Annotated in this window: 16 protein-coding genes and 1 rRNA gene; 12 read left to right on the top strand and 5 right to left on the bottom strand. The window is 66.8% G+C overall.

Annotation, left to right across the window (positions count from 1 at the left end):
* Positions 1 to 208: 208 nt before the first annotated feature.
* The 5 genes from rrf to ASG86_RS05540 all read left to right on the top strand — a co-directional run bounded on the left by rrf (position 209) and on the right by ASG86_RS05540 (position 6,240).
* Positions 209 to 325 (top strand): 5S ribosomal RNA (gene rrf / locus ASG86_RS05520).
* Positions 326 to 599: 274 nt separating this feature from the next.
* Positions 600 to 884: an HU family DNA-binding protein gene (locus tag ASG86_RS05525; protein ID WP_011693739.1), complete on the top strand. Its 285-nt coding sequence runs from the start codon at positions 600 to 602 to the stop codon at positions 882 to 884.
* Positions 885 to 1,018: 134 nt separating this feature from the next.
* Positions 1,019 to 3,178 carry a cytochrome c oxidase assembly protein gene (locus tag ASG86_RS05530; RefSeq protein WP_056331388.1) on the top strand — a complete coding sequence of 720 codons (2,160 nt, stop codon included), beginning with the start codon at positions 1,019 to 1,021 and terminating at the stop codon, positions 3,176 to 3,178.
* On the top strand, positions 3,178 to 5,202 hold the full coding sequence (locus ASG86_RS05535) for an NHL domain-containing thioredoxin family protein (protein WP_056331390.1): 2,025 nt from the start codon (positions 3,178 to 3,180) through the stop codon (positions 5,200 to 5,202). Before ASG86_RS05530 ends, ASG86_RS05535 begins: the two co-directional genes overlap by 1 nt.
* A gap of 219 nt (positions 5,203 to 5,421) precedes the next feature.
* Positions 5,422 to 6,240 (top strand): DUF559 domain-containing protein, encoded by an 819-nt coding sequence (locus tag ASG86_RS05540; RefSeq protein ID WP_056331392.1) that lies wholly within the window; start codon positions 5,422 to 5,424, stop codon positions 6,238 to 6,240.
* Positions 6,241 to 6,369: 129 nt separating this feature from the next.
* Here ASG86_RS05540 and ASG86_RS05545 read toward each other — a convergent pair whose 3' ends face one another.
* The 4 genes from ASG86_RS05545 to ASG86_RS05560 form a co-directional block, all read right to left on the bottom strand.
* On the bottom strand, positions 6,370 to 7,362 hold the full coding sequence (locus tag ASG86_RS05545) for a hypothetical protein (RefSeq protein WP_200946168.1): 993 nt from the start codon (positions 7,360 to 7,362) through the stop codon (positions 6,370 to 6,372).
* Positions 7,363 to 7,592: 230 nt separating this feature from the next.
* On the bottom strand, positions 7,593 to 9,356 hold the full coding sequence (locus ASG86_RS05550; RefSeq protein WP_056331396.1) for a helicase HerA-like domain-containing protein: 1,764 nt from the start codon (positions 9,354 to 9,356) through the stop codon (positions 7,593 to 7,595).
* A 24-nt stretch (positions 9,357 to 9,380) separates the two neighbouring features.
* Positions 9,381 to 9,956 carry a GNAT family N-acetyltransferase gene (locus tag ASG86_RS05555; protein WP_056331398.1) on the bottom strand — a complete coding sequence of 192 codons (576 nt, stop codon included), beginning with the start codon at positions 9,954 to 9,956 and terminating at the stop codon, positions 9,381 to 9,383.
* Between the two features lie 37 nt (positions 9,957 to 9,993).
* Positions 9,994 to 11,943 (bottom strand): FAD/NAD(P)-binding protein, encoded by a 1,950-nt coding sequence (locus ASG86_RS05560; protein WP_056331400.1) that lies wholly within the window; start codon positions 11,941 to 11,943, stop codon positions 9,994 to 9,996.
* A gap of 304 nt (positions 11,944 to 12,247) precedes the next feature.
* On the opposite strand from ASG86_RS05560, the gene ASG86_RS05565 reads away from it, so the two are divergent.
* The 6 genes from ASG86_RS05565 to ASG86_RS05590 all read left to right on the top strand — a co-directional run bounded on the left by ASG86_RS05565 (position 12,248) and on the right by ASG86_RS05590 (position 18,292).
* Entirely contained in the window at positions 12,248 to 13,303 is a 1,056-nt protein-coding gene (locus ASG86_RS05565; RefSeq protein ID WP_442854290.1) for an amino acid ABC transporter permease, read from the top strand.
* On the top strand, positions 13,303 to 14,127 hold the full coding sequence (locus ASG86_RS05570) for an amino acid ABC transporter ATP-binding protein (RefSeq protein WP_056331402.1): 825 nt from the start codon (positions 13,303 to 13,305) through the stop codon (positions 14,125 to 14,127). The genes ASG86_RS05565 and ASG86_RS05570 overlap by 1 nt, the downstream gene beginning before the upstream one ends.
* Before the next feature lie 10 nt (positions 14,128 to 14,137).
* Complete coding sequence (locus tag ASG86_RS05575) at positions 14,138 to 15,172, top strand: transporter substrate-binding domain-containing protein (RefSeq protein ID WP_056331405.1); 1,035 nt, start codon at positions 14,138 to 14,140, stop codon at positions 15,170 to 15,172.
* The gene (locus tag ASG86_RS05580; RefSeq protein WP_056331407.1) at positions 15,169 to 16,251 is read left to right on the top strand and encodes an LLM class flavin-dependent oxidoreductase; all 1,083 of its coding nucleotides are present in this window, start codon (positions 15,169 to 15,171) and stop codon (positions 16,249 to 16,251) included. The genes ASG86_RS05575 and ASG86_RS05580 overlap by 4 nt, the downstream gene beginning before the upstream one ends.
* Positions 16,252 to 16,261: 10 nt before the next feature.
* Positions 16,262 to 17,650: an NtaA/DmoA family FMN-dependent monooxygenase gene (locus ASG86_RS05585; RefSeq protein WP_056331409.1), complete on the top strand. Its 1,389-nt coding sequence runs from the start codon at positions 16,262 to 16,264 to the stop codon at positions 17,648 to 17,650.
* Between the two features lie 201 nt (positions 17,651 to 17,851).
* Entirely contained in the window at positions 17,852 to 18,292 is a 441-nt protein-coding gene (locus tag ASG86_RS05590) for a hypothetical protein (RefSeq protein WP_056331623.1), read from the top strand.
* On the opposite strand, the gene ASG86_RS05595 is transcribed toward ASG86_RS05590, so the two are convergent.
* Complete coding sequence (locus tag ASG86_RS05595) at positions 18,278 to 19,312, bottom strand: LacI family DNA-binding transcriptional regulator (RefSeq protein ID WP_056331410.1); 1,035 nt, start codon at positions 19,310 to 19,312, stop codon at positions 18,278 to 18,280. The genes ASG86_RS05590 and ASG86_RS05595 overlap by 15 nt on opposite strands.
* Before the next feature lie 236 nt (positions 19,313 to 19,548).
* Between ASG86_RS05595 and ASG86_RS05600 the strand changes: the two genes are divergently transcribed.
* Positions 19,549 to 20,901, top strand: coding sequence for an NAD(P)H-dependent oxidoreductase (locus tag ASG86_RS05600; protein ID WP_056331413.1), 1,353 nt, complete (start codon positions 19,549 to 19,551; stop codon positions 20,899 to 20,901).
* Positions 20,902 to 20,992 lie beyond the last annotated feature (91 nt).

Here is a 20,992-nt window from a genome sequence, read left to right on the forward strand (position 1 = left end):
ACTCGTGAAGCTGACCGGTACTAATAGGCCAACAACTTACACCACACAGACATATACAAAACTCTGCTTGCGTCCACTATGTGGTTCCCAACCAACAACCCCCAACACCGGGGATGGTTGCACGGAACCAAATAACTAAATACACAACACCACAATGTTGTAACCACACAAGATTTCCCACACCCACCAAGGTGTGTGGAGCAAGGGTTACGGCGGTCATAGCGTGGGGGAAACGCCCGGTCCCATTCCGAACCCGGAAGCTAAGACCCACAGCGCCGATGGTACTGCACCCGGGAGGGTGTGGGAGAGTAGGTCACCGCCGGACACACATTAGGTCGAGGCCCCAACCACACGGTTGGGGCCTCCCACATTTAATAGCCCAGGACCCGAAGGACCACCCCGGGCAAACCCGCCAGGAAGCACTGAGGCTTCTGCCGAGGGCTGAAAATAGCCCCCGGAAGCGGTGATTAACCTCAAAAAGTGGCGGAAACACGCGGAATTTGCGGACCGGAAGCGCCCAAGCTGGTAAGTTTTCGGACAGTGGCTTGTACGCATGCCGCGTGCAGGCTTCAGAATCAGAATCGTCCAGGAGGACATAAATGGCTAAGAACCGTAGTGAACTTGTTGCAGAGGTAGCAGGCAAGGCCGGCACCAGCCAGGCTGCCGTCAACTCCGTCCTCGATGCACTGTTCGAGGTTTTCGAGACTTCTGTCGCCGCGGGCGAGAAGATCACCATCCCGGGCTGGCTCGCTGTCGAGCGCACCGACCGTGCAGCCCGCACCGGCCGCAACCCGCAGACCGGCGAAACCATCCAGATTGCAGCAGGCCACAGCGTCAAGCTGACCGCCGGCTCCAAGCTGAAGGCTGCAGTCTCCAAGAAGTAAGGCTTGTCCGGTCCGGCACTCAGCCGGCTGGAACAAGGAGCGGCAACCCCCAGGGTTGCCGCTCCTTCGCTTTTAAGGGCCCGCTGGCTTCCACGCACGGATTCGCGGCCCGGGCAGGCGTAGCGGACAATGGAATGGTGTCTTCTGCCGCAAAACCACGTTCCACCGCGCCCCAGTCCGATCCTGGCAAGGGAGCTGCGGTCCGGGACGCCGGAAGCCGGGGGATCCCGGTGCCCTGGCAGCTTGCAGGCCTGGCAGCACTCTTCCTGGGCCTGGCAGCAGCACTGATCTTTTCCGGCGCTGCCGCGGCCCGCAGTGTTGCCGACCCCGGTGCCTTGGTGCGTTGGGGCCTGCCAGTCAGCAAGGCCGTCCATAACGTCTCCCTGGCGACCGTCGTCGGTGGCCTGATCTTCGCCGTCGGGATTCTCCCCAGAGGCCTTAACGCCCGCGGCCGCGACCGGGAAGCGGCAGCCAACGGTGCACCTGAACATCCCGCCTTTACCCGCGTACTGGCTGTGGCCGCCGTCGCCGGTGCCGTGTGGACCTTGTCCGCCATCGCAGTCCTGGTGCTCACCTATGCCGACGTTGCGGGGCAGGGTTTGTCCGGCGACCCGGCGTTTACCCAGGCCCTGGTGTATTTCATGACGGATATTGAAACGGGCCGGGCTTGGCTTGCCGTCATCATCATCGCGGCAGTAGTGACCACGGCGCTGTTCGGCGTCAGGTCTCTGGGCGGCCTGGCGCTGACCCTCATCCTGGCCCTCATTGGCCTGGTCCCCACGGCCCTGATCGGCCACTCGTCCAGCTCTTCCGACCACGAGGGCGCCATCAACTCGCTCGGCCTGCACCTGGTGGGCGTGAGCACCTGGGTGGGCGGCATCATCATCCTTGCCCTGCTGTCCGGGATCCTCACCGGGACCAAAGCCGGGGCAGCCACAGACATCACCGAACCCACGCTCCGGCGGTTCTCCACCCTGGCCGGGTTCGCCTTCGTGCTGGTCTTCGCCTCGGGCATCGTGAACGCGAGCATCCGGGTCACCAGCTGGGCCGATCTCTTCGGCTCCGCCTACGGCCAGCTGATCCTGGCCAAGAGCGCAGCCGCTGTGGTGCTGGGCGGCATCGGCTTCATGCACCGGCAGTGGGTCATCCCGCAGCTGGGCCGCAAGGGCTCCACCCTGTCCTCGCGGCGGGTCCTCTGGCAGCTGGTGCTGGCCGAGCTGTTGATCATGGGCGCCACCTCCGGCATTGCCGTGGCCCTGGGCCGCTCCGCGCCGCCGCAGCCCATCGAGCCGGCGCCCAATGCCTCGCCCGCCTTCATCCTCAGCGGCTACGACCTGCCGCCGGAACTGACGCCCGAACGCTGGTTGACCGAATGGCGCCTGGACTGGCTCTGGGTGGCAGTGGCCCTCTTCGGCCTGGTGACCTATCTCCTGGGCGTGGCCAAGGTCCGCCGCCGCGGCGACTCCTGGCAGTGGTTCCGGTCCCTGAACTGGGTCATCGGCCTGGTGGTCCTGACCTACATCACGTCCGGGCCGCCGTCGGTCTATGGCCGCGTCCTGTTCTCCGCGCACATGGTGGACCACATGGCCCTGACCATGGTGGCCCCGATCTTCCTGGTGCTGGGCGCCCCGGTAACCCTTGCCCTGCGCGCGTTGCCCGCCCGCGGCGACGGCTCACGCGGAACGCGGGAATGGCTCCTGGTCTTCGTGCACTCGAAGTTCTCGCAGCTTGTCACCCACCCGCTGTTCGCGGCCGCGAACTTCGCCGGCTCGATCGTGCTGTTCTACTACTCGGACCTGTTCGGCTTCGCCATGCGCGAGCATGTGGGCCACGAACTGATGAACCTGCACTTCCTGCTCACCGGATACATCTTCGTGCTGAGCATGATCGGCACCGACCCCCTGCCGCTGCGTGCGCCGTACCCCATGCGGCTGCTCCTGCTGCTGGCCACCATGGGCTTCCATGCCTTCTTCGGCGTCTCCATCATGGGCGGCACGGGGCTGCTGGCTGCGGATTACTTTGGCAACCTTGGCCGCGCCTGGGGACCGTCAGCCCTCGTTGACCAGCAGACCGGCGGAGCGGTGGCCTGGGGCATCGGCGAGGTGCCAACCCTGCTGGTGGCGATCGGCGTCGCCATCATGTGGTCCAGGTCCGACCAGCGGGAGACCAAACGGGTGGACCGCGCGGCGGACAGGAATAATGACGCCGATCTGACCGCTTACAACGATATGTTTGCCAAATTGGCCGAACGCGACGCCAAGCTGGCTGAACGCAACAAGCTGGAAGGACGCTGATGAGCGAAACCGTACGCACGCATGCCCGGGTCCGGGCCTCCGAACTGGTGGGCCGCAACTGGTTGAACACCGGCGGCAAGACCCTGGATCTCGAGGCCCTGCGCGGCAAGATCGTGCTGCTCGATTTCTGGACCTTCTGCTGCATCAACTGCCTGCACGTCCTGGATGAGCTGCGGCCGCTGGAAGAGCAGTACTCGGACGTGCTGGTCACCGTGGGGGTTCACTCGCCCAAGTTCGAGCACGAGGCCGATCCGGTGGCGCTGGCCGCGGCCGTGGAGCGCTACGAGATCCACCACCCCGTGCTGGACGATCCGGAGCTGGACACCTGGAAGGCCTACACCGCCCGCGCCTGGCCCACCCTGGTGGTCATCGACCCCGAGGGCTACATCGTGGCGCACCTCTCCGGTGAGGGCCACGCGGACGGGCTCGCCGTGCTGATCCCCGAGCTCATCGCAGAACACGAGGCCAAGGGCACCCTGCACCGCGGCTCCGGCCCGTACGTGGCGCCCGAGGCGACGTCCGGCACCCTGCGCTTCCCCGGCAAGGCTTTGTTCCTGCCGCAGGGCCGAGGTTCCGCGGCATTGGCTGGAACGTCCGACGACGGCTCCTCCGAACGTGCCACGGCCGGCGGCGCCGCGGACAAGGGTTCCTGGCTGGTCACCGACACCGGCCACCACCGCCTGGTGGAGCTGGGCACCGACTTCCAGACCGTCCTGGCCACCTTCGGTTCCGGCACCAAGGGCTACGCCGACGGGCCTGCCGCAGGGGACACCGCCAGTGCCCAGTTCAACGAACCCCAGGGCCTGGTCCTGCTCCCGGAAGATGTGGCAGCCAAGGCGGGTTTCGACGTCGTCATTGCCGACTCGGTCAACCACCGCCTCCGGGGACTCTCGCTCACGGACGGGAAGGCCTCCACCCTGGCCGGCAACGGCATCCAGCGGCTGCTGGAGACCGGCCCGGCGCGTGTGGACGAGGAAGGCGCCGGGTTCAGCGGATCCCTGGGCAGCGACCCGCTGGAGGTTGCCCTGAGCTCACCGTGGGACGTGGTGTGGTCGCGCAAGCTGAACGCGGTGGTGGTGGCGATGGCCGGCACGCACCAGATTTTCAGCTTCGATCCCATTACCGGTGCGGTGGCCATCATTGCCGGCAACGGGCTGGAAGGCCTGCTCGACGGGCCCGCCCATGAGGCCTGGTTCGCCCAGTCGTCCGGCCTTGCCGAGGATGCCGACGGCAACATCTGGGTTGCGGATTCCGAAACCTCCGCCTTGCGCAAGCTGGTCATCGCCGAGGACGGCACCATCACCGTGGAATCCGCGGTGGGCAAGGGCCTGTTCGACTTTGGCTTCCGCGACGGTCCCGCGGCAGAAGCACGCTTGCAGCACCCCCTCGGAGTGACGGTCCTGCCCGACGGCTCCGTGGCGATCGCGGACACCTACAACGGGGCAGTGCGCCGCTATGACCCCGCATCCGGCACCGTGTCCACCCTGGCCCGTGGCCTGGCGGAGCCCTCCGACGTCATTGTGGACCACACCCAGGCCGCCGGCTCGGAGCCCCTGCTGGTGGTGGTGGAGGCGAACAAGCACCAGCTTGTCTACGTTCCCATCCCCAAGGAAGCACAGCAGGTGGATGAGGGAGCGTCCCAGACCCACCGGCCCAAGAGCCCCGTGGCTCCCGGACCGCTGGATCTGACCGTCCGCTTCACCGCCCCCACCGGGCAGAAGCTCGACGACCGCTGGGGCGACCCCACGCAGCTGAAAATCTCCTCCACTCCGCCGGAACTGCTGGTGTCCGGCGGCGGGACCTCTGTTGGACTGCTGCGTACCCTGGAGCTGTCCCGGGACGTGCCCGAGGGCGTGCTGCACATTACCGCCCGGGCCGCGGCCTGCGATGGCCCCGAAACCGAGGACGGCGAGATCCCGGACCACGCCGCCTGCCACCTGTACCAGCAGGACTGGGGCATCCCGGTGGTCCTGCAGGCCGACGGCGACACCGAACTGGTGTTGGACCTCCGCGGCATGGACTGACCCGGCCGCTGCTTGCTGAAAGGCTGCTTCCTTGTGACCTTGCGTCACGGGGAGCAGCCTTTCGCGTTTCCGGTTTCATGGCAACCGCGGAATCCCGGGGTTTTCGGTGTCCGATGTCCCTGAAAGCGTGCTTGGCGTGACGCGGACTGAGTCCTCTGCTGTCCACATAGGCTTGGGGCAGGCTGTCAGGCGACTTCAGGAGCCGGGCAGCATGGCCGCATGGATGCCCTCAAAGCCCTGGAAGTCTGCGGTGGAGCCGCGCGGAGGCCAGCCCTGGCAAGGCTGGGAGTGGAGGACGCCGCGCTTCGGCGGGCGGTAAGGGCCGGGGTGCTGCAACCGGACCGCGGGCTTTATGCGCTTCCGACGGCGCCTCCGGACTTGGTTGCCGTGCTGCGGAACCGGGAGCTGCTGACGTGTTCCAGCGCTGCGGCTGCCTACAGCCTTTGGTCGCTGCCCTCGGACGGAAGGCGCCACGTCTACCACCGCCGGCAGGACGCTGTGTGTGGTGACGCCGTCCATCACAGCGGACTTCTCCTGCCGCCGTCCCGGCTTCAGCCTGTGGCCGCCCTGGCAGATGTGCTGATTCATGCACTGCGATGCCTGTCCTTTGCGGATTCGCTGGTCATGGTGGAGTGCGCCGTAACCCGGGGCGACATGACTGTGGATTTCCTGCGCCAGCGTTTACCGGGACATCGCAACGGAAGGGCCAGGGCGGTCCTGGACTGGGTGGACAGTGGGGCGGATTCGCTCCTCGAAACGCTGGCCCGGACATACTTCCGGAAGGCAGGTATCGAGGTGCAGGCGCAGGTGTACCTGGAACGGGTGGGGTATGTGGACCTGCTGCTGGACGGATGGCTGGTCGTGGAACTGGACGGGAGGCATCACGCGGAGTGGAAACAGGTTCAAAAGGACCATCGCCGCAATAATGAGTCGGTGCTGCAGGGGTACACGGCACTCCGCTACTACTACACCGACGTGGTGTTCCGGCCGCAGGAGATGGTCGCGGAGGTGCTTGCCGTCCTGAAACGGCGGCGGTAACCGGCCGGCGGCGTCACGCGGAGCAGGTTTTCACCAGCGTCGAGTTGCCGGGACCCTGCAAAATCAAGGGCGGCGGCATGCACCAGGGCTGAAAGCGTGCTTGGCGTGACGCGGGTTGGAAGGCAGGGGCTAGAAGCTGAGCATCGGGGTGACTTTGACGGTGTCCCCGGCGACGTCCAGGCGGGTGGTGAAGCTGAAGTCCACCTCCTGGTCCAGCGGGTACCAGGCCCCGGTGAACGAGTTCTGCTGGAGCGCCTCCACCTTGGCCTTGCCGTCCAGCGGTGCCACCACCCAGCGGCCGTCGAACGGCTCCACCGATACGCCGGGGTACTCGGTCACGGTCCACTTGATGCTGCCGTCCCGGACCCTGTTGTTGCTGGTGTAGTAGAAGGGGCAGTCGGGCTGGAGCTTCTGTTCCTTGACGGCTTCCGCCGCGCAGCTGTCCAGGAATTCACGGATCTTGGCTGCGACATCGTTCTTCAGCTTGTCCGTGGCCTGGGTCAGCAGGTTGAGCGGCGCCACCGGGGTGTCCTTGGAGGTGACGGTGGCCCGGCTGGCCGGTGCCGAGAAATACTGCCCGTCGAGGGATGCCTCGTACTCTCCGGGGTAGAACACGGCAAAGGAGTTGCGGCCGTTGGGCATGTTGACCGGGACGCCGTTGACGGTGGCCTCGCTGCTGTTGACCACGGTGATGTCAACCGTGGGCAGCCGGGACGGGACGAATGCCCAGGTGTTGAAAAACAGCCACTCGGTGCCGGTCTTCTGCAGCAGGAATTCCGTGTGCAGGCGGCTGCCGTCGATGGTGTACTCGAGGGGCACCATCACCTGGTTGTTCGGACGTTCCTGGGGGTCGCCGATGGCCACATTGGCCACGCGGGACGCAGACGTCTGCAACCCGGGTCCGTCCAGCATGGCGGCGTTGCTGGGCGGAACCGCGGCCTTCAGGAGCCCCAGTGCACGCCCCCCGTCGCCGCTCTTCAGGGCATCCAGATACTCCCTGACCGGCTGCTGGGGACTGGCCACGGTATTGTTCACCACATTGATGGCCACCACGGCTCCGGCGACGGCAAGCATGAGGCCCAGCAGCCATCCGGCCGCGATCCTCACCAACGCTTGACTCATCTGCACGTTCCTTACAGTAACGGCAGTGCGGACACACACTAAAGTTAGGGTCCCCCCTAATCTGCCCGGCAACGGCGGGTTAACGCCCGACGCCGGGCCGCCCGGACAGCGTCAACAGGAACCCTGGGCAGGTCCCCGGGACACCCGGTGCAGGGCTGTGAGGTGCAGGGCAGGGAGCGGCAGGGCAGGGGTGTCAGGGTCGCGAAACGGCAGGTCCGGGAGCGGCAGCCTCAGCGACGGCGGCGCCGGGACGACGTGCCGAACACCCCGCGGAGCAGTTCGCGCCCCAGCTGCGTGCCCATTGACCGCGCCATGCTCTTGAGCCCGCCGCCCAGGGCACCCCCGAGTACGCCGCCGAGGTCACCCATCATGCCGCCGGGCTGCGCCTGCGGCTCCCGGGGCTGGCGCGTCCGGGGTGCCCGCGGAGCCTTTGACCGGGGCTTGGACGCCGACGGCTCGCCGTAATCCGGTTCGCTGTACTGGGGTTCCGGATCCACCGGCACCGGCACCTGCGGCGGCCTGCTGCTGGGCCGGCCCAGGATCTCCTCCTCGATCCGCCGGGCTTCGGCGTCCACGTCGTACCCGCCGGGCGCCTCGGGTGCGCCGGCAGGAGACCCAGCCGCCGGACCCGTGGGAGCGGCGGCCTTGCCGGAAAGCTTCTCGTACGCGGACGGGTTGTCCACCGCGGTTCCGTACTTGCCCAGCAGCGCGGAACCGGCCACGGTGCTGCGGACCAGGGCCTCGTCGCTGGGGCCCATGAGGGACTCGGGAGCGCGGAGCCGGGTGAGGGCCACCGGCGTGGGTGCACCCTTTTCGTTCATGACGGTGATGACGGCCTCGCCGATGCCTGCGGACGTGAGCGTCTCTTCGAGGTCATAGTCGCTGAGCGGGAACGTGGACACCGTGGCCTTGAGCGCCTTGGCGTCCTCGGGGGTAAAGGCGCGCAGGGCATGCTGCACCCGGTTGGCCAGCTGGCCCAGAACGTCCGCGGGGACGTCCTTGGGCGTCTGGGTCACGAAGAAGATGCCCACACCCTTGGACCGGATGAGCCGGACCGTGGTGGTGATCGCCTCGAGGAAGGCCTTGGATGCGTCGTTGAACAGCAGGTGGGCCTCGTCCAGGAAGAACACCAGCTTGGGCTTGTCCAGATCGCCGGCCTCCGGGAGGTCCTCGAACAAGTCCGCCAGCAGCCACATCAGGAACGTGGAGAACAGCATGGGCTTGGTCTGCAGGGTGGGCAGCTCCAGGCAGGTGACCACGCCGCGGCCGTCCGGGGCGGTGCGCAGCAGCTCGGCGGTATCGAACTCCGGCTCGCCAAAGAACTTCTCCAGCCCCTGCGCCTCCAGGGTCACGATCTCCCGCAGGATCACGCCTGCGGTGGCCTTGGACAGGCCGCCGAGTTCCTCGAGCTGGTCCTTGCCCTCGTCCGAGGTGAGGAACTGGATGACGGCGCGGAGGTCCTTGAGGTCGATCAGTTCCAGGCCGTTCTTGTCCGCGAAGTAGAACACCAGCTGCAGGCTCGATTCCTGCGTGTCGTTGAGCTCCATGATGCGCGAGAGCAGGATGGGACCGAACGAGGTCACCGTGGCGCGGACCGGGACGCCGTTGCCGTCGCCGCCCAGCGCCAGGAACTCCACGGGGAACGTCCTGCCCTGCCACGGCTGGCCGATGCTTTGCGTGCGGGCGGTCAGTTTGTCACTGCCGACGGCGGCAGTCGCCAGGCCGGACAGGTCGCCCTTGATGTCGGCCAGGAAGACGGGGACGCCGGCCGTGGACAGCTGCTCGGCCATCATGTGCAGCGTCACTGTCTTGCCCGTACCGGTGGCACCCGCCACCAGGCCGTGCCGGTTCATCATGGCCAGCGGCAGCCGCACCGGCGCGTCCTTGTGGAGCTCGCCGTCGATGATGGCGGCCCCCAGCTCGATGGTGGGCCCTTCCAGCGTGTAGCCCTTCTGGATGGTGGCAAGCTTCTCTGCTGTGGTTTTGGTGGCCATGGCGCCAGCTTAGCGGCGGCGGCCTCAGATACGGCGGTGCCCGGGCGGGCAGTCCGGCGAGGAATTTGGCGGCGCCGTGGTCAATTCCTTGGTGAATGCCGGCGGTCCAATGCTTTCCGGGTCGGCATCGAGGTCGAACTGCGCCTGGTATCCGGTGCTGAGGTAAAGGTGCTTGGCTTCGGGCTGCCGCGGGCCGGTGGTGAGGTACAGCCTGGCGTAGCCGCGCGCGGCAGCCACGGCTTCCAGCTCGGCCAGCACCAGCCGGGCCAAACCACGACGACGGTGGGCCGAGTGCGTCCAGATCCGCTTCAGTTCCGCGGTGGTGTCGTCATACCGGCGGAACGCGCCTCCCGCGATCGACTCACCATCCTCCTGGATGATCAGCAGGGCGCCGTGCGGTTCCTCGAATTCCGCTGCCGGGTATCGGTTCAGTTCCTCCGTGGCAGCGGAGCGTCCGAACAGGTCCCCGTAGCGGGTGTCGTATTCGACGGCGAGTTCGTCCAGGAGCGGCCGGACGCGCGGATCGTGCATGGGCAGGCTGAGGACGGCCAGCCTGGCAGGGTCAAGCGGCCTGGGACGAAGGTGGGGTTCTGCGGTCACTGGTCATTCCTTGTCACTGGTCGTTTATTGTTGCCGGTCAGTTCTTTCCGGCGGCGGCTGGTTCTGGAGTAATTGTGGCCCGGACAGCAGGGTCTTGGGCAGTCAGGTCACGGGCAAGGCCGAGGATGGTCCGGGCCAGGGCATCGTTCTCCCGGAACGGCGCGGCGTTGGTGTTGGGCCGGGCAAAGGCGCCCGCGCCCCAACCGGAGGTTCCCGGACCGATGCCAAAGAGGGTTGCCCGCCGTTTCCCGTCGGCCCCTACCAGCTGGTGCAGCGGGGAGACCAAAAGTTTCCCTGTGGAGTGGATGCCGTCGGAGGTCAGCAGCTGCTGCTCGCTGCCCAGGCCGCTCCCATACAGCGAGGCGAGCACGGGGTTGACCGAGCGGGCCACCGAGGTGGACGGCAGCCGGGCTTCGATCAGGGCCTTGGCCGTGACCGTTACCCCCGACTGCGCGGACGAGGCAACAAATAACCCGTTGGCTTCGTCGACGGACACCTGCAGGCCCGGACCCAGGAACTGCAGCACGCCCGCCCGGTGCAGCGCCAGCATCTGGCGGAGCCGGTGGGGCGGCGGACCGGAGTCCACAAAGCTGAAGAAGCCGTGCCACCACCCGTGGATAACCTGCTGCGAGCGGGCGTTCAGCCGCTCCGGCGGGACCACGCGCCCCACCTCCATGTAGACGTGCAGCAGGGCGAGGAACAGGGCAAGGGTTTCGGGATGGTCCGGGCTGTCCCGCAGCGCCAGGTCATTGTCGATGTAATGAGCCACGGCTTCCTGCACTTCCGCGTGGTCCCGGAAGCGGCGGCCCTCGAAGGGACGGTCCAGCCGCTCCAGGTCCAGGTGCAGGCCGGAATCCGGGACGGCAGCGGCAACCAGGTCCGCACGCTCAGCGCTGTACCAGTCCAGTCCGGCGTAGGCTGCGGCAAACCCGTCCCAGCCCATGGCGGCGCGTTCCGGGCTTCCAGTCAGCAGCTCCCGGTAGTAGTAGTGGCCGGCTTCCTTGGCGATCAGTGGCCACAGGTGCCGGCGGAAGTCCAGCTCGCCGTGCTGCTGCAGCAAGGAGTCCACCGCGGCTTTCGTGAAGAACTGCAGCGGCCCGGGAGTCTGCCCGCGCAGCACCGCGGAGATCTTGGAGTGGTAGGGCACGCCCCGCCGCGACCCGGCCCACAGCACCGGTTCCCGTCCGGACGGAAGGTAGCGCAGCCCGCCGTCGTCCGTCTCCTGGAACCTGCCGCCGCGTCCCTCCATGAGGAGGACCAGCAGGTCCACGAACGCCAGGCCCATCCCGGCCACGATCACATCCTGCCCGGGGGCAATGGGGGAGTAGTCGACGTCGGTGGTGTAGCTGGGTGGCGCGTGGTACCCGCCGTGCCGGGCGGCGAAGTCCGTGAAGCCGGCGGAGGCGGCGTCCGGGCGGGAGTCGGTGTGGCCCAGCGCGGTCACCACGATGTCCGCGTGGAGGGTGCGGCCGTTGGCCAGTTCCACCTGGTGGCCACCGGACGGCAGATCCGCGATGCCGACGGCCATGGTTCGGTGGACTGTGACGCTGCGGCCAAGGGACCTGGCGGTGCGGCGGAAGAACCACTCCAGGTACTGGCTCTGCAGCTGGCGGGTGGGAAAGGTGGTGTCCGTCAGGGGCCGCAGCTGGTCCCACAGCGGCTGCGGGAAGTCCGGAACGTCGATGATGGAGGCGTCCAGCACGCCGGCGGCCCACTGGGCCAGCCCCGGGCCCGGCGCCGCGGGTCCTTCGCAGTCCACCGACCCGTCCGTGAACATGGTGATGTCCGCGGCCATCGAGTTCAGGAGGAGCCCCGGGTCCTGGTCGTACCGCCAGATGCGGCCCGACCCCGGGATGTGCGGCTCCACCACGTGGATCTGCAGCGGGCCGGCGAAGACCTCCGGCCGGTTGGCCGCAATCCGTTCCAGCACACCCGCCGTGCGCGGTCCGCCGCCGATGAAGACGATGGCCGGGATGGTGGCTGGCATGGGCTCTCCTGACGGGTGCTTGGGGTGCAGGGACGGTGCGGAAGCGGCCGTCGGAGTGCCCATGCTAGGCAGCCGTGACGACGGCGGTCGAGCGCTTGGTCACGGCCGTTAACCGCGCGTCACAGCGGGTTAAAAGACGCAAAAAACCGACTCATGACGCCGTGCGAAGCCCCGTGAAGTATTGCAACCCGGCGTCTTGCTGGCCCGTTCCGGCCGGTCCTAGATTTGCAGCCAGCACCCGGGGCCAGCCGCCCCGACGCCGGGCAACCCGGCTCCAGTCCAGGAATGAGAAGTGAGGTGGCCCGTGAGTTCAGCAACCAGGGTGGCGCAGTCAAACCAGCCGCAACCTGCCCAGCCGCAATCGGAACAGGCGCTGCCGGAACAAGCCGCGGCAGTGCCGCCGGCAGCGCCACCGGACAAAACTGGTGTCTCCGCCCGGATCCCGGCGGATTACTCGTCCTACCGGGTGGTGGCAGCCAGGCATCCGTGGCGCTGGGTGGGGACGGCCGTCGTCGCGCTCGGTGTCCTTGCGGTGGCGTGGTCCCTGGCCACCAACCCGCGCTGGGAGTGGGGCGTGGTGGCGCAGTGGTTCACCGCCCAGTCCGTGGTCAACGGACTGGTGGAAACCCTGAAGCTGACTGCCATCTCGGGCGTCCTCGGGTTTGTGCTCGGCTTCATCCTGGCGCTGATGCGGCTCTCCGCGTCGCCGCTGCTGGTCTCGGTGTCGTGGACGTTCTCCTGGATCTTCCGGTCCACGCCGCTGCTGGTCCAGATGCTCCTTTGGTACAACCTGGGCTACCTGTACGAGAAGATCAGCCTGGGGATCCCGTTCACCGATGTCCGGTTCTTCGAGGTCCAGACCACCACACTGATCAGCCAGTTTGCGGCAGCAGTGCTGGGGCTGACCCTGAACCAGGCCGCGTATTCGGCGGAGATCATCCGCGGCGGCATCCTGTCCGTGGACCAGGGCCAGCTGGAGGCGGCGGCCGCGCTGGGCATCCCGGCCTGGCGCCGCTCCACCAGGATCGTGCTGCCCCAGGCCATGCGGGCCATCCTGCCCACGGCGTTCAACGAGATCATCGGCCTGGTCAAGGGCACCTCGATCGTCTACGTCCTGGCCTACTCCGAGCTGTTCTATACGGTCCAGGTCATCTACAACCGCACGCAGCAGGTCCTGCCGCTGCTGCTGGTGGCCACGCTCTGGTACATCGTGATCACGTCCGTGCTGAGCGTCTTCCAGTACTACATCGAACGGCACTACTCCAAGGGCGCGGTGCGGAACCTGCCGCTGACGCCCCTGCAGAAGGCCCGCAAATTCTTCGCCACCCACGCGGCAGTCCCCAACCGGAGGAACTTCTGATGACTGCAACCCTTTCAGCTCCGACAGCCACCCGCGGCCTGGTGGAAATCACCGGCGTCCGTAAATCCTTCGGCGCCACCGAAGTCCTCAAAGGCGTCAGCCTGACCGTCGAGCCGGGCGGGGTGGCCGTGATCGTGGGCCCGTCCGGCTCCGGCAAGTCCACCCTGCTGCGCACCATCAACCACCTGGAAAAGGTGGACGGCGGGCACATCACCATCGACGGGCAGCTGGTGGGCTACGAAATCCGCGGCGACCGGCTGCACGAGCTGCGCGAAAAGGAGATCCTGAAGCAGCGCACCGAGATCGGCATGGTGTTCCAGAACTTCAACCTGTTCCCGCACCTCACCGCACTGGAGAACGTGGCGGAAGCACCCGTCGTCGCCCACCAGCCTGGCAAGGCGCGCCGCTCCAGGGAGGAGGCCCGCCGCCGCGGCCTGGAACTCCTGGACCGGGTGGGCCTCAAGGACCGGGCGGACGCCTACCCGCGCCAGCTCTCCGGCGGGCAGCAGCAGCGCGTCGCCATCGCCCGCGCCCTGGCGCTGGATCCCAAAATCCTGCTGTTCGACGAACCCACCTCCGCCCTGGACCCCGAGCTGGTCAATGAAGTGCTGGACGTCATCCGCGAACTTGCCACGTCCGGCACCACGCTGATCATCGTCACGCACGAGATGGGCTTCGCCCGCGACGTGGCGGACACCGTGGTGTTCATGGACCAGGGCCAGATCGTGGAACAGGGCACCCCCAGGGACATTTTCAGCAACCCCCAGGAACCGCGCACCCGGAGCTTTTTCTCCAAGGTGCTGGAACCTGCCTTCAACATCTAAGGACCACCCCATGGCTTTCCCAACCCGCAGCCGCGCACTCGCGGTACTTCCCGCCGTCGTCCTTCTTGGCACTGCCCCGCTCGCCGGGTGCGCCGACCCCGGCGCATCAGCCGCCGGCAACCCCAGCGGAGGGGCGCAGACGACGGCGGCCCGCAACGGCGTGGTTTACAACACCTCCCCGGACCAGCAGCGGATCCGGGCTGAGAAGGATGCGGCGCTCGCCGCCAAGGTCCCCGCCCTGATCGGCAAGGACGGCAAGCTGACGGTGGCCACCACGGCCGGCTCCATCCCGCTGTCCTTCCACGCCACGGACGACAAGACGCCGATCGGCTCCGAACTGGACATCGCCCAGCTGGTGGCGGACAAGCTGGGCCTGGAGCTGGACGTCCAGGTCACGTCCTGGGAGAACTGGCCGCTGAAGACCCAGTCCGGCGACTTCGAGGCCGTGTTCTCCAACGTGGGCGTAAACAAGGACCGGGTGAAGCTGTTCGACTTCGCCAGCTACCGGGCCGCGTACATGGGCTTCGAGGCGAAGAAATCCGCCACCTATGACATCAAGGGCGCTGACGACATCTCCGGCCTGAAAGTGTCCGTGGGGTCCGGGACAAACCAGGAGAAGATCCTGCTGGCCTGGAACAAGGAACTCGAGTCCAAGGGCAAGGCGCCAGCCACGCTGCAGTACTACTCGTCAGACGCGGACACCATCCTGGCGCTGTCCTCCGGCCGAACGGACCTGAACATCGCCCCCTACCCGTCCACCGTGTACCGGGAAAACACCCGCGATGACCTGAAGGTGGTGGGCAAGGTCAACGCCGGCTGGCCGTCCGAGACGCTGGTGGCCGCCACCACGCTGCGCGGCAACGGGCTGGCTCCGGTTATCTCCGAGGCCCTCAACTCCGTCATTAAGGACGGCTCCTACGGAAAGGTCCTGGAACGCTGGGGCCTGTCCGAGGAAGCGCTGACGGAATCCAAGACCATCACCGATGAGAACTTCGCGGCCACACAGGCCACCTCATCTGCCACGCCATCGGGGAAGGCATCATGAACGCAATCCACACTTCACACCCGCAGGGCTTCCTAGCCATCGAGCTCGACGGCGCAGGCTGGGACGGCGCAGACATCACCCGGGCCGTGCTGGCAGCGGAGTCCGCGGGCTTCCATGCGGCCACGTTCACCGACGCGCCCGCGCCCGGCAGGGCCAACGCGCTGCAGCGTGCCGCCTTCGCCGGGCCCGTCTCGCGCACCATCGCCCTGGTCCCCGAGGTGGACACCGTCTACACGGAGCCGTTCCATGCCTCCACCCAGCTGGCCAGCCTGGACTACGTGTCCGGCGGCCGGGCCGGATGGATCGCGACGGCGGCCGAATCGCCCGAGGCTGCTGACGCCGTCGGACGCTCTTCCGTGAATGGTGCTGCACTAGGGCAGGAGGCTGCCGCGTCCATCGAGGTCTCCCGGCGGTTGTGGGACTCCTGGGAGGACGACGCCGTGATCCGCGATGTGGCCACCGGGCGGTACATCGACGTGGACAAGCTGCACTATGTGGATTTTGAGACGCCTGCGGGTTTTGCCGGTCCCGGCTATTCCGTGAAGGGGCCATCCATTATTCCGCGGCCGCTGCAGGGTCAGCTGCCGGTGCTGGTTCAGGCGTCGCTGCTGGGGGAGGTTGCGGTGGACGCCGTGGACGGGGTGCTGGTGTCCGGGCCTGCCGCGGAACTGCTGGCGGCCGAGGTCCGCGACGTCCGCGCCCGGGTGGGTGCGTCTGTTTCGGTGATCGCCGAGCTCGACGTCGTCCTGGACGCCCACGGCCAGGCCGCGAGTGAGCGTTCGGCTGGTTCGGATCGAGCCCGGTTTGAAGGCGGACGGGCACAGTACGCCGGTTCTGCAGCCGGTCTCACCGACTTCCTGACGGACCTTCTCGCTGAGGCCGACGGCGTGCGCCTGCATCCGGCGGTGCTCTTTGTTGACCTGGAAGAACTGGCCCGGCTGGTCCTGCCGGACCTGCGCCGCCGAGGAGCTCTCCGCCCGGTGGTCCAGGACGGTACCTTCCGCGACCTGCTGGGACTTCCTCGCCCCGCCAGCCGTTACCCAATCGCCTCCGCCGCGCATGCCAGCGCCGGAAAGTAAGGGGAACACCATGACACAGCACACCCGTGCTAAATCCGACGTCGTTGTGCCGTCCGAATTCAAACCGTCCGGCCAGATCCAGTTCGGTGTCTTCTTCCAGGGCGTCAACTCCGGCACCATCTGGAAGGCGGCCGAATCGGGCTCGCAGACGGACTTCGAATCGTTCCGCCGCATTGCCCAGACCGCGGAGCGGGGCCTGTTCGCGGCGTTCTTCCTGGGCGAGGGGCTCCGCCTTCGTGAGCACCTGGGCCGCCCGCATGCGCTGGACGTGGTGGGCCGCCCTGACGCGCAGACCATGCTCGCCGCACTCGCCTCCGTCACCAAGAACATCGGCCTGGTGGCCACCCAGAACACCACCTACAACGATCCCGCGGACCTGGCGCACCGGCTGGCGTCGCTGGATCTGATCTCCGGCGGCCGCGCCGCGTGGAACGTCGTGACCACGGACAATGCCTGGACCGGGGCTAACTTCCGCCGCGGCGGGTACCTGGACCACGCCGACCGCTACAAGCACGCCGAGGCCTTCGTGGAGACGGCTAAGCGGATCTGGGATTCGTGGAAGACCCCGGACGGCCCCGCGCGCCGGGTGCTGCATGAGGGCCAGCACTACACGGTGGATGTGACGCCGCGGCTGCCGCGCAGCGCCCAGTACCGGCCGGTGCTGTTCCAGGCCGGGGATTCGCCGGAAGGCCGCAACTTCGCGGCCCGGCAGGCGGACGTGATCTTCTCGGCGCACCCCAAGTTGGACGACGCCGTGGAGTTCCGGAAGGACCTGGTGGAGCGGTCCGTGGCTGCCGGCCGCGGCGCGAACGCCGTGCAGATCATGCCGGCCAGCGAGTTCATCCTGGCGCCCACTGATGCCGAGGCGGCGGAGAAGAAGGAGTGGGTGCGGAGCCTGCAGATCGGCCCGCAGCAGGCCATCGCCTACCTGGAGCAGTTCTGGGGCCGCGAGCTGTCGGCGTACGATCCGGACGGGCCGCTGCCGGAGATTGACCCGGTGGTGGAGGAGACGTCGGAGACCCGCGGCAGCGGCTTCCACGGTGCCAAGGCGCGGCAGCTGGCGGACCAGTGGCGGGCCGAGGCCAAGGACAAGGGGCTGTCCATCCGGCAGGTCGTCACCTCGAAGACCGCGCGGATCGATGCCACCTTCACCGGCTCCTACACCGCTGTTGCGGACCAGCTGGCCGAGTACGCGCGGGTGGGTGCGGTGGATGGATTCAACATCTCGCCGTGGCTGATCCCCACGGGCCTGGACGACATCGTGAACCACCTGGTGCCGGAGTTGCAGGAACGCGGCGTGTACCCCGCCGAATACCGCGGCAGCACGCTCCGCGAGCACCTTGGGCTGGAAACGCCGGTGCGGACTGCGGACACGGCTGCCCAGGCGGTCACCGCCTGATGCGCTGGGCTGGTTTCGCTAGAAGGGCCGGGTTTGCTGGGAGGGCCGGGTTTGCTGGAAGGGACGACGGCGGCGAGGTGAGTGCCGTCGTCGACCCTTTCGGGGGTGCTTCGTTTGGGACCGTCAGGCTGCAGCTGACGGTGGGGGAGCAGTGGGTGTAGTTCCTAGGCCGGGCCGGAGGTGCAGGACTAAACTTTAATGATGAAACTGAGCCATATTCCCCTCCGCTTGGCCACCGGAGCATTCATTCTTAACGCCGGCTACAGCAAGCGGAACCTGGACAAGGACAGTGCCGCCCAGATGCAGGGCATGGGAGCCAAGGTGTACCCGCAGCTGGCCTGGATGGAGCCGGAAACGTTCGGAAAGCTCCTCAGCTACGCCGAGATGACCCTTGGCGCAACACTCCTGGCACCGTTCGTGCCGAGCCGGTTGGCCGGACTGGGCCTGGGACTCTTCTCCGGATCCCTCCTGACCATGTATCGAAGGATTCCCGAGATGACCCTTGAGGACGGGATCCGGCCGAGCCAGCAAGGGACCGCGCTGGCAAAGGACGTCTGGATGTTCGGAATCGCCCTCGCGCTGATCCTGGACCGGAACCGCGCAAAAGTTTCCTCCCCGAACCGGACCTCAGTGGGCGTTTGACAGGATGAGGGGCGCGCAGCTGTTGCGCGGCAGGTAGTCGGCTTTGACCTCTATGCGGCGCGCCCCGTCCGGCAGCTTCCCGTGCATCCGCCCGAGCACCAGCTCGATGGCGTGAACGGCAAGCATGTCCAGCGGCTGGCGGATGACGCTCAGCGGGGGAGTGGTCAGCTCGGTCCAGGGATTGTCGTCAAAGACGATGAGGGAAAGCTCATCGGGGATGTCAATGCCCATTTGGACCAGCCTGCGGACTGAACTTTGCACCTGTGCCGTGTTTGCCACGATGAGGGCCGTGGGCGGCTGACGCATTGCCAGCAGTGATCCTACGGCGCCGCCGCCGGCGTCCCCGCGGAAAGGCACGTCACGAATCAGCGTGGGGTCTACCGGCAGGGACGCGTTCTGGTGGGCGGCCTTGTAGCCGTTCAGCCTGGCACTTCCGGTGGAGGTGGTGAGCGGCCCCGTGATCAGCCCGATCCGGGTATGGCCCAGGCTTAGGAGATGCTCTGTGGAGCGTTGGGCCGAGTCGAAGTTCTCGATGCTGACAACGTCCACATCTTCGAGCTCTTCGATGGCACGGTCAATGAAGACGACGTTCACGCCGAGGTCCCGCAGGCGCCGCCATTTTTCGATGTTGCCCCCGGTGGGAGTGGCGATGACGCCACTGACGGAGCGGTCCAGCAGCGTGTCCAGGGAGTCAGCCTCCAGGTGAGGATCCTCCTGCGTGGTCATCAACACCACCTGGACGCCATGGCTGCGCGCCTCCCAGACGATCCTGTCCGCCAGCCGGGCGAAAAACGGGTTGGAGAGATCGGTGACCACCAGGCCAATGGTGAGGGCATGCCCCGCGCTGAGTTCACGGGCGGCCGCCCTGGGCCGGTAACCCAGTTCATCAATCACCCGCAAAACCTCTTGCCTTTTCGCAGGTGCCACCGGCCCCGATTCCGGGTTCAGAACCCGTGAGACCACGGAGACGGACACTCCCGCAGCCGCCGCCACATCGCGAATAGTAGGCGCTTTGCGCACAGCTCCTCCTTGAGACAAGACCCTTATCGTCATTACCCACGCCATTCCTTCCTGCCCGTTCGCTTCATTACGCCGGGGCAGGAAGGTGATCGTTGACACAGCTTATCAGTGGCTGGTACAAAAGTGGAACCGGTTCCACTCCGGACAGTTTTCCTTACAAAACGCGACAAAGAAGTTGTGCCATCCGGCCTCGCCGGAGGTGCTTTCTTTCGCCAAGCACCGTTAGAGAGATCCCCGTGAACCTTCATAAACTCCTCAGCGAGCGTGAGCAGCAGTCCCGTCCCATCCGCGTTGGACTGATCGGCGCCGGCCGCTACGGGACCATGTACCTGGCCCAGGCCAACAACATCCCCGGCATCCACGTCGTGGCCATCGCGGACATCAACGTCAAGCGGGCCCAGGGGGCCTTTGAACTGGTGGACTGGCCCGCCTCGCAGGTAGCCCCGGACATCGCGACGGCGCTGAAGGACCGCACCACGGCCATCATTGCCAACGCCGATGAACTGTTCGACGTGGACATCGACGTCATCGTCGAAGCCACCGGCAACCCGATCGTCGGCATCAAGCACGCTTTGAAGGCGATCGAAACCAAGAAGCACATCATCATGGTCACCGTCGAAGCTGATGCCCTTGCCGGCCCCGCGCTCGCCAAGCGCGCCGAGGAAGCAGGCGTGGTCTACTCCATGGCCTACGGGGACCAGCCGGCCCTCATCATGGAACTCGTGGACTGGGCCCGCACCAGCGGCTTTGACGTGGTCTGCGCGGGCAAGGGCGCAAAGTACCTGGAGCACTACCACGAGATGAACCCGGACAACGTCTGGGAAAACTGGGAGTTCTCCAAGGAGCTGACGGACTCCGGCCAGCTCAACCCCTACATGCACACCTCGTTCCGCGACGGGACCAAGGCCGCCATCGAAATGGCAGCGGTAGCCAACGGCGCAGGGCTCGCCCCCTCCGATTCCGGCCTGAGCTTCACCCCCGGCAACGTTGAGGAAATCGCCACCATCTGCCGCCCGGCCGCCGTCGGTGGTTCCCTCGCCCACGAAGGAAGCGTCGACGTCATGTCCAGCGTCAACCGCGACGGCAGCTGGATCCCTTACAACACCCAGGAAGGCGTCTTCGTCGTGGTCAAGGCAACCAACGATTACGTCTCCGGCTGCTTCAACGAATACCCCTGGCACCCGGACCCCACGGGCCAGTACGCCGCCCTGTACCGCCCGTACCACTACGTGGGCCTCGAACTGAACATGTCCATCGCCAATGCAGCCCTTCGCGGCATCCCCACCGGCGGGCCGGTCGGTTTCTACGGCGACGTGGTGGCCACCGCCAAGAAAGACCTCAAGGCCGGAGAATTCCTCGACGGCGAAGGCGGCTTCACCGTCTGGGGCAAGCTGGTTTCGGCCAAGCACTCGGTGGCAACCGGCGCTCTCCCCGTCGCCCTGGCCCACCACGTGGAGCTGCGTAACGATGTGCCCAAGGGTGCCACCGTTGGTTGGGACGATGTCATCATTGATGACTCCCTGTCCCAAGCGCTGGAGCTCCGCCGCGAAACCGAGGCGCTGATTTCCACCCCCGTCACGGTCTCCTGAACCAATCCCCCTGGCTCCACGCCACACCCGCTGCAACCAGCGGCCCGCCGTGTCTGCCGTGCAGCACCGCATCCTTCCAATGAAGAAAGGC

Origin of the sequence: Arthrobacter sp. Soil764, from assembly GCF_001428075.1 — a bacterium.
Taxonomy (GTDB): Bacteria; Actinomycetota; Actinomycetes; order Actinomycetales; family Micrococcaceae; genus Arthrobacter.

What these genes read in the sequence shown, in the direction of transcription:
- ASG86_RS05540 (WP_056331392.1), top strand. Translation starts at nt 5,422, where the DNA reads ATGGATGCCCTCAAAGCCCTGGAAGTCTGCGGTGGAGCCGCGCGGAGG.
- ASG86_RS05560 (WP_056331400.1), bottom strand. Translation starts at nt 11,943, where the DNA reads ATGCCAGCCACCATCCCGGCCATCGTCTTCATCGGCGGCGGACCGCGC.
- ASG86_RS05530 (WP_056331388.1), top strand. Translation starts at nt 1,019, where the DNA reads ATGGTGTCTTCTGCCGCAAAACCACGTTCCACCGCGCCCCAGTCCGAT.
- ASG86_RS05590 (WP_056331623.1), top strand. Translation starts at nt 17,852, where the DNA reads ATGAAACTGAGCCATATTCCCCTCCGCTTGGCCACCGGAGCATTCATT.
- ASG86_RS05575 (WP_056331405.1), top strand. Translation starts at nt 14,138, where the DNA reads ATGGCTTTCCCAACCCGCAGCCGCGCACTCGCGGTACTTCCCGCCGTC.
- ASG86_RS05525 (WP_011693739.1), top strand. Translation starts at nt 600, where the DNA reads ATGGCTAAGAACCGTAGTGAACTTGTTGCAGAGGTAGCAGGCAAGGCC.
- ASG86_RS05535 (WP_056331390.1), top strand. Translation starts at nt 3,178, where the DNA reads ATGAGCGAAACCGTACGCACGCATGCCCGGGTCCGGGCCTCCGAACTG.
- ASG86_RS05580 (WP_056331407.1), top strand. Translation starts at nt 15,169, where the DNA reads ATGAACGCAATCCACACTTCACACCCGCAGGGCTTCCTAGCCATCGAG.
- ASG86_RS05570 (WP_056331402.1), top strand. Translation starts at nt 13,303, where the DNA reads ATGACTGCAACCCTTTCAGCTCCGACAGCCACCCGCGGCCTGGTGGAA.
- ASG86_RS05550 (WP_056331396.1), bottom strand. Translation starts at nt 9,356, where the DNA reads ATGGCCACCAAAACCACAGCAGAGAAGCTTGCCACCATCCAGAAGGGC.
- ASG86_RS05585 (WP_056331409.1), top strand. Translation starts at nt 16,262, where the DNA reads ATGACACAGCACACCCGTGCTAAATCCGACGTCGTTGTGCCGTCCGAA.
- ASG86_RS05545 (WP_200946168.1), bottom strand. Translation starts at nt 7,362, where the DNA reads ATGAGTCAAGCGTTGGTGAGGATCGCGGCCGGATGGCTGCTGGGCCTC.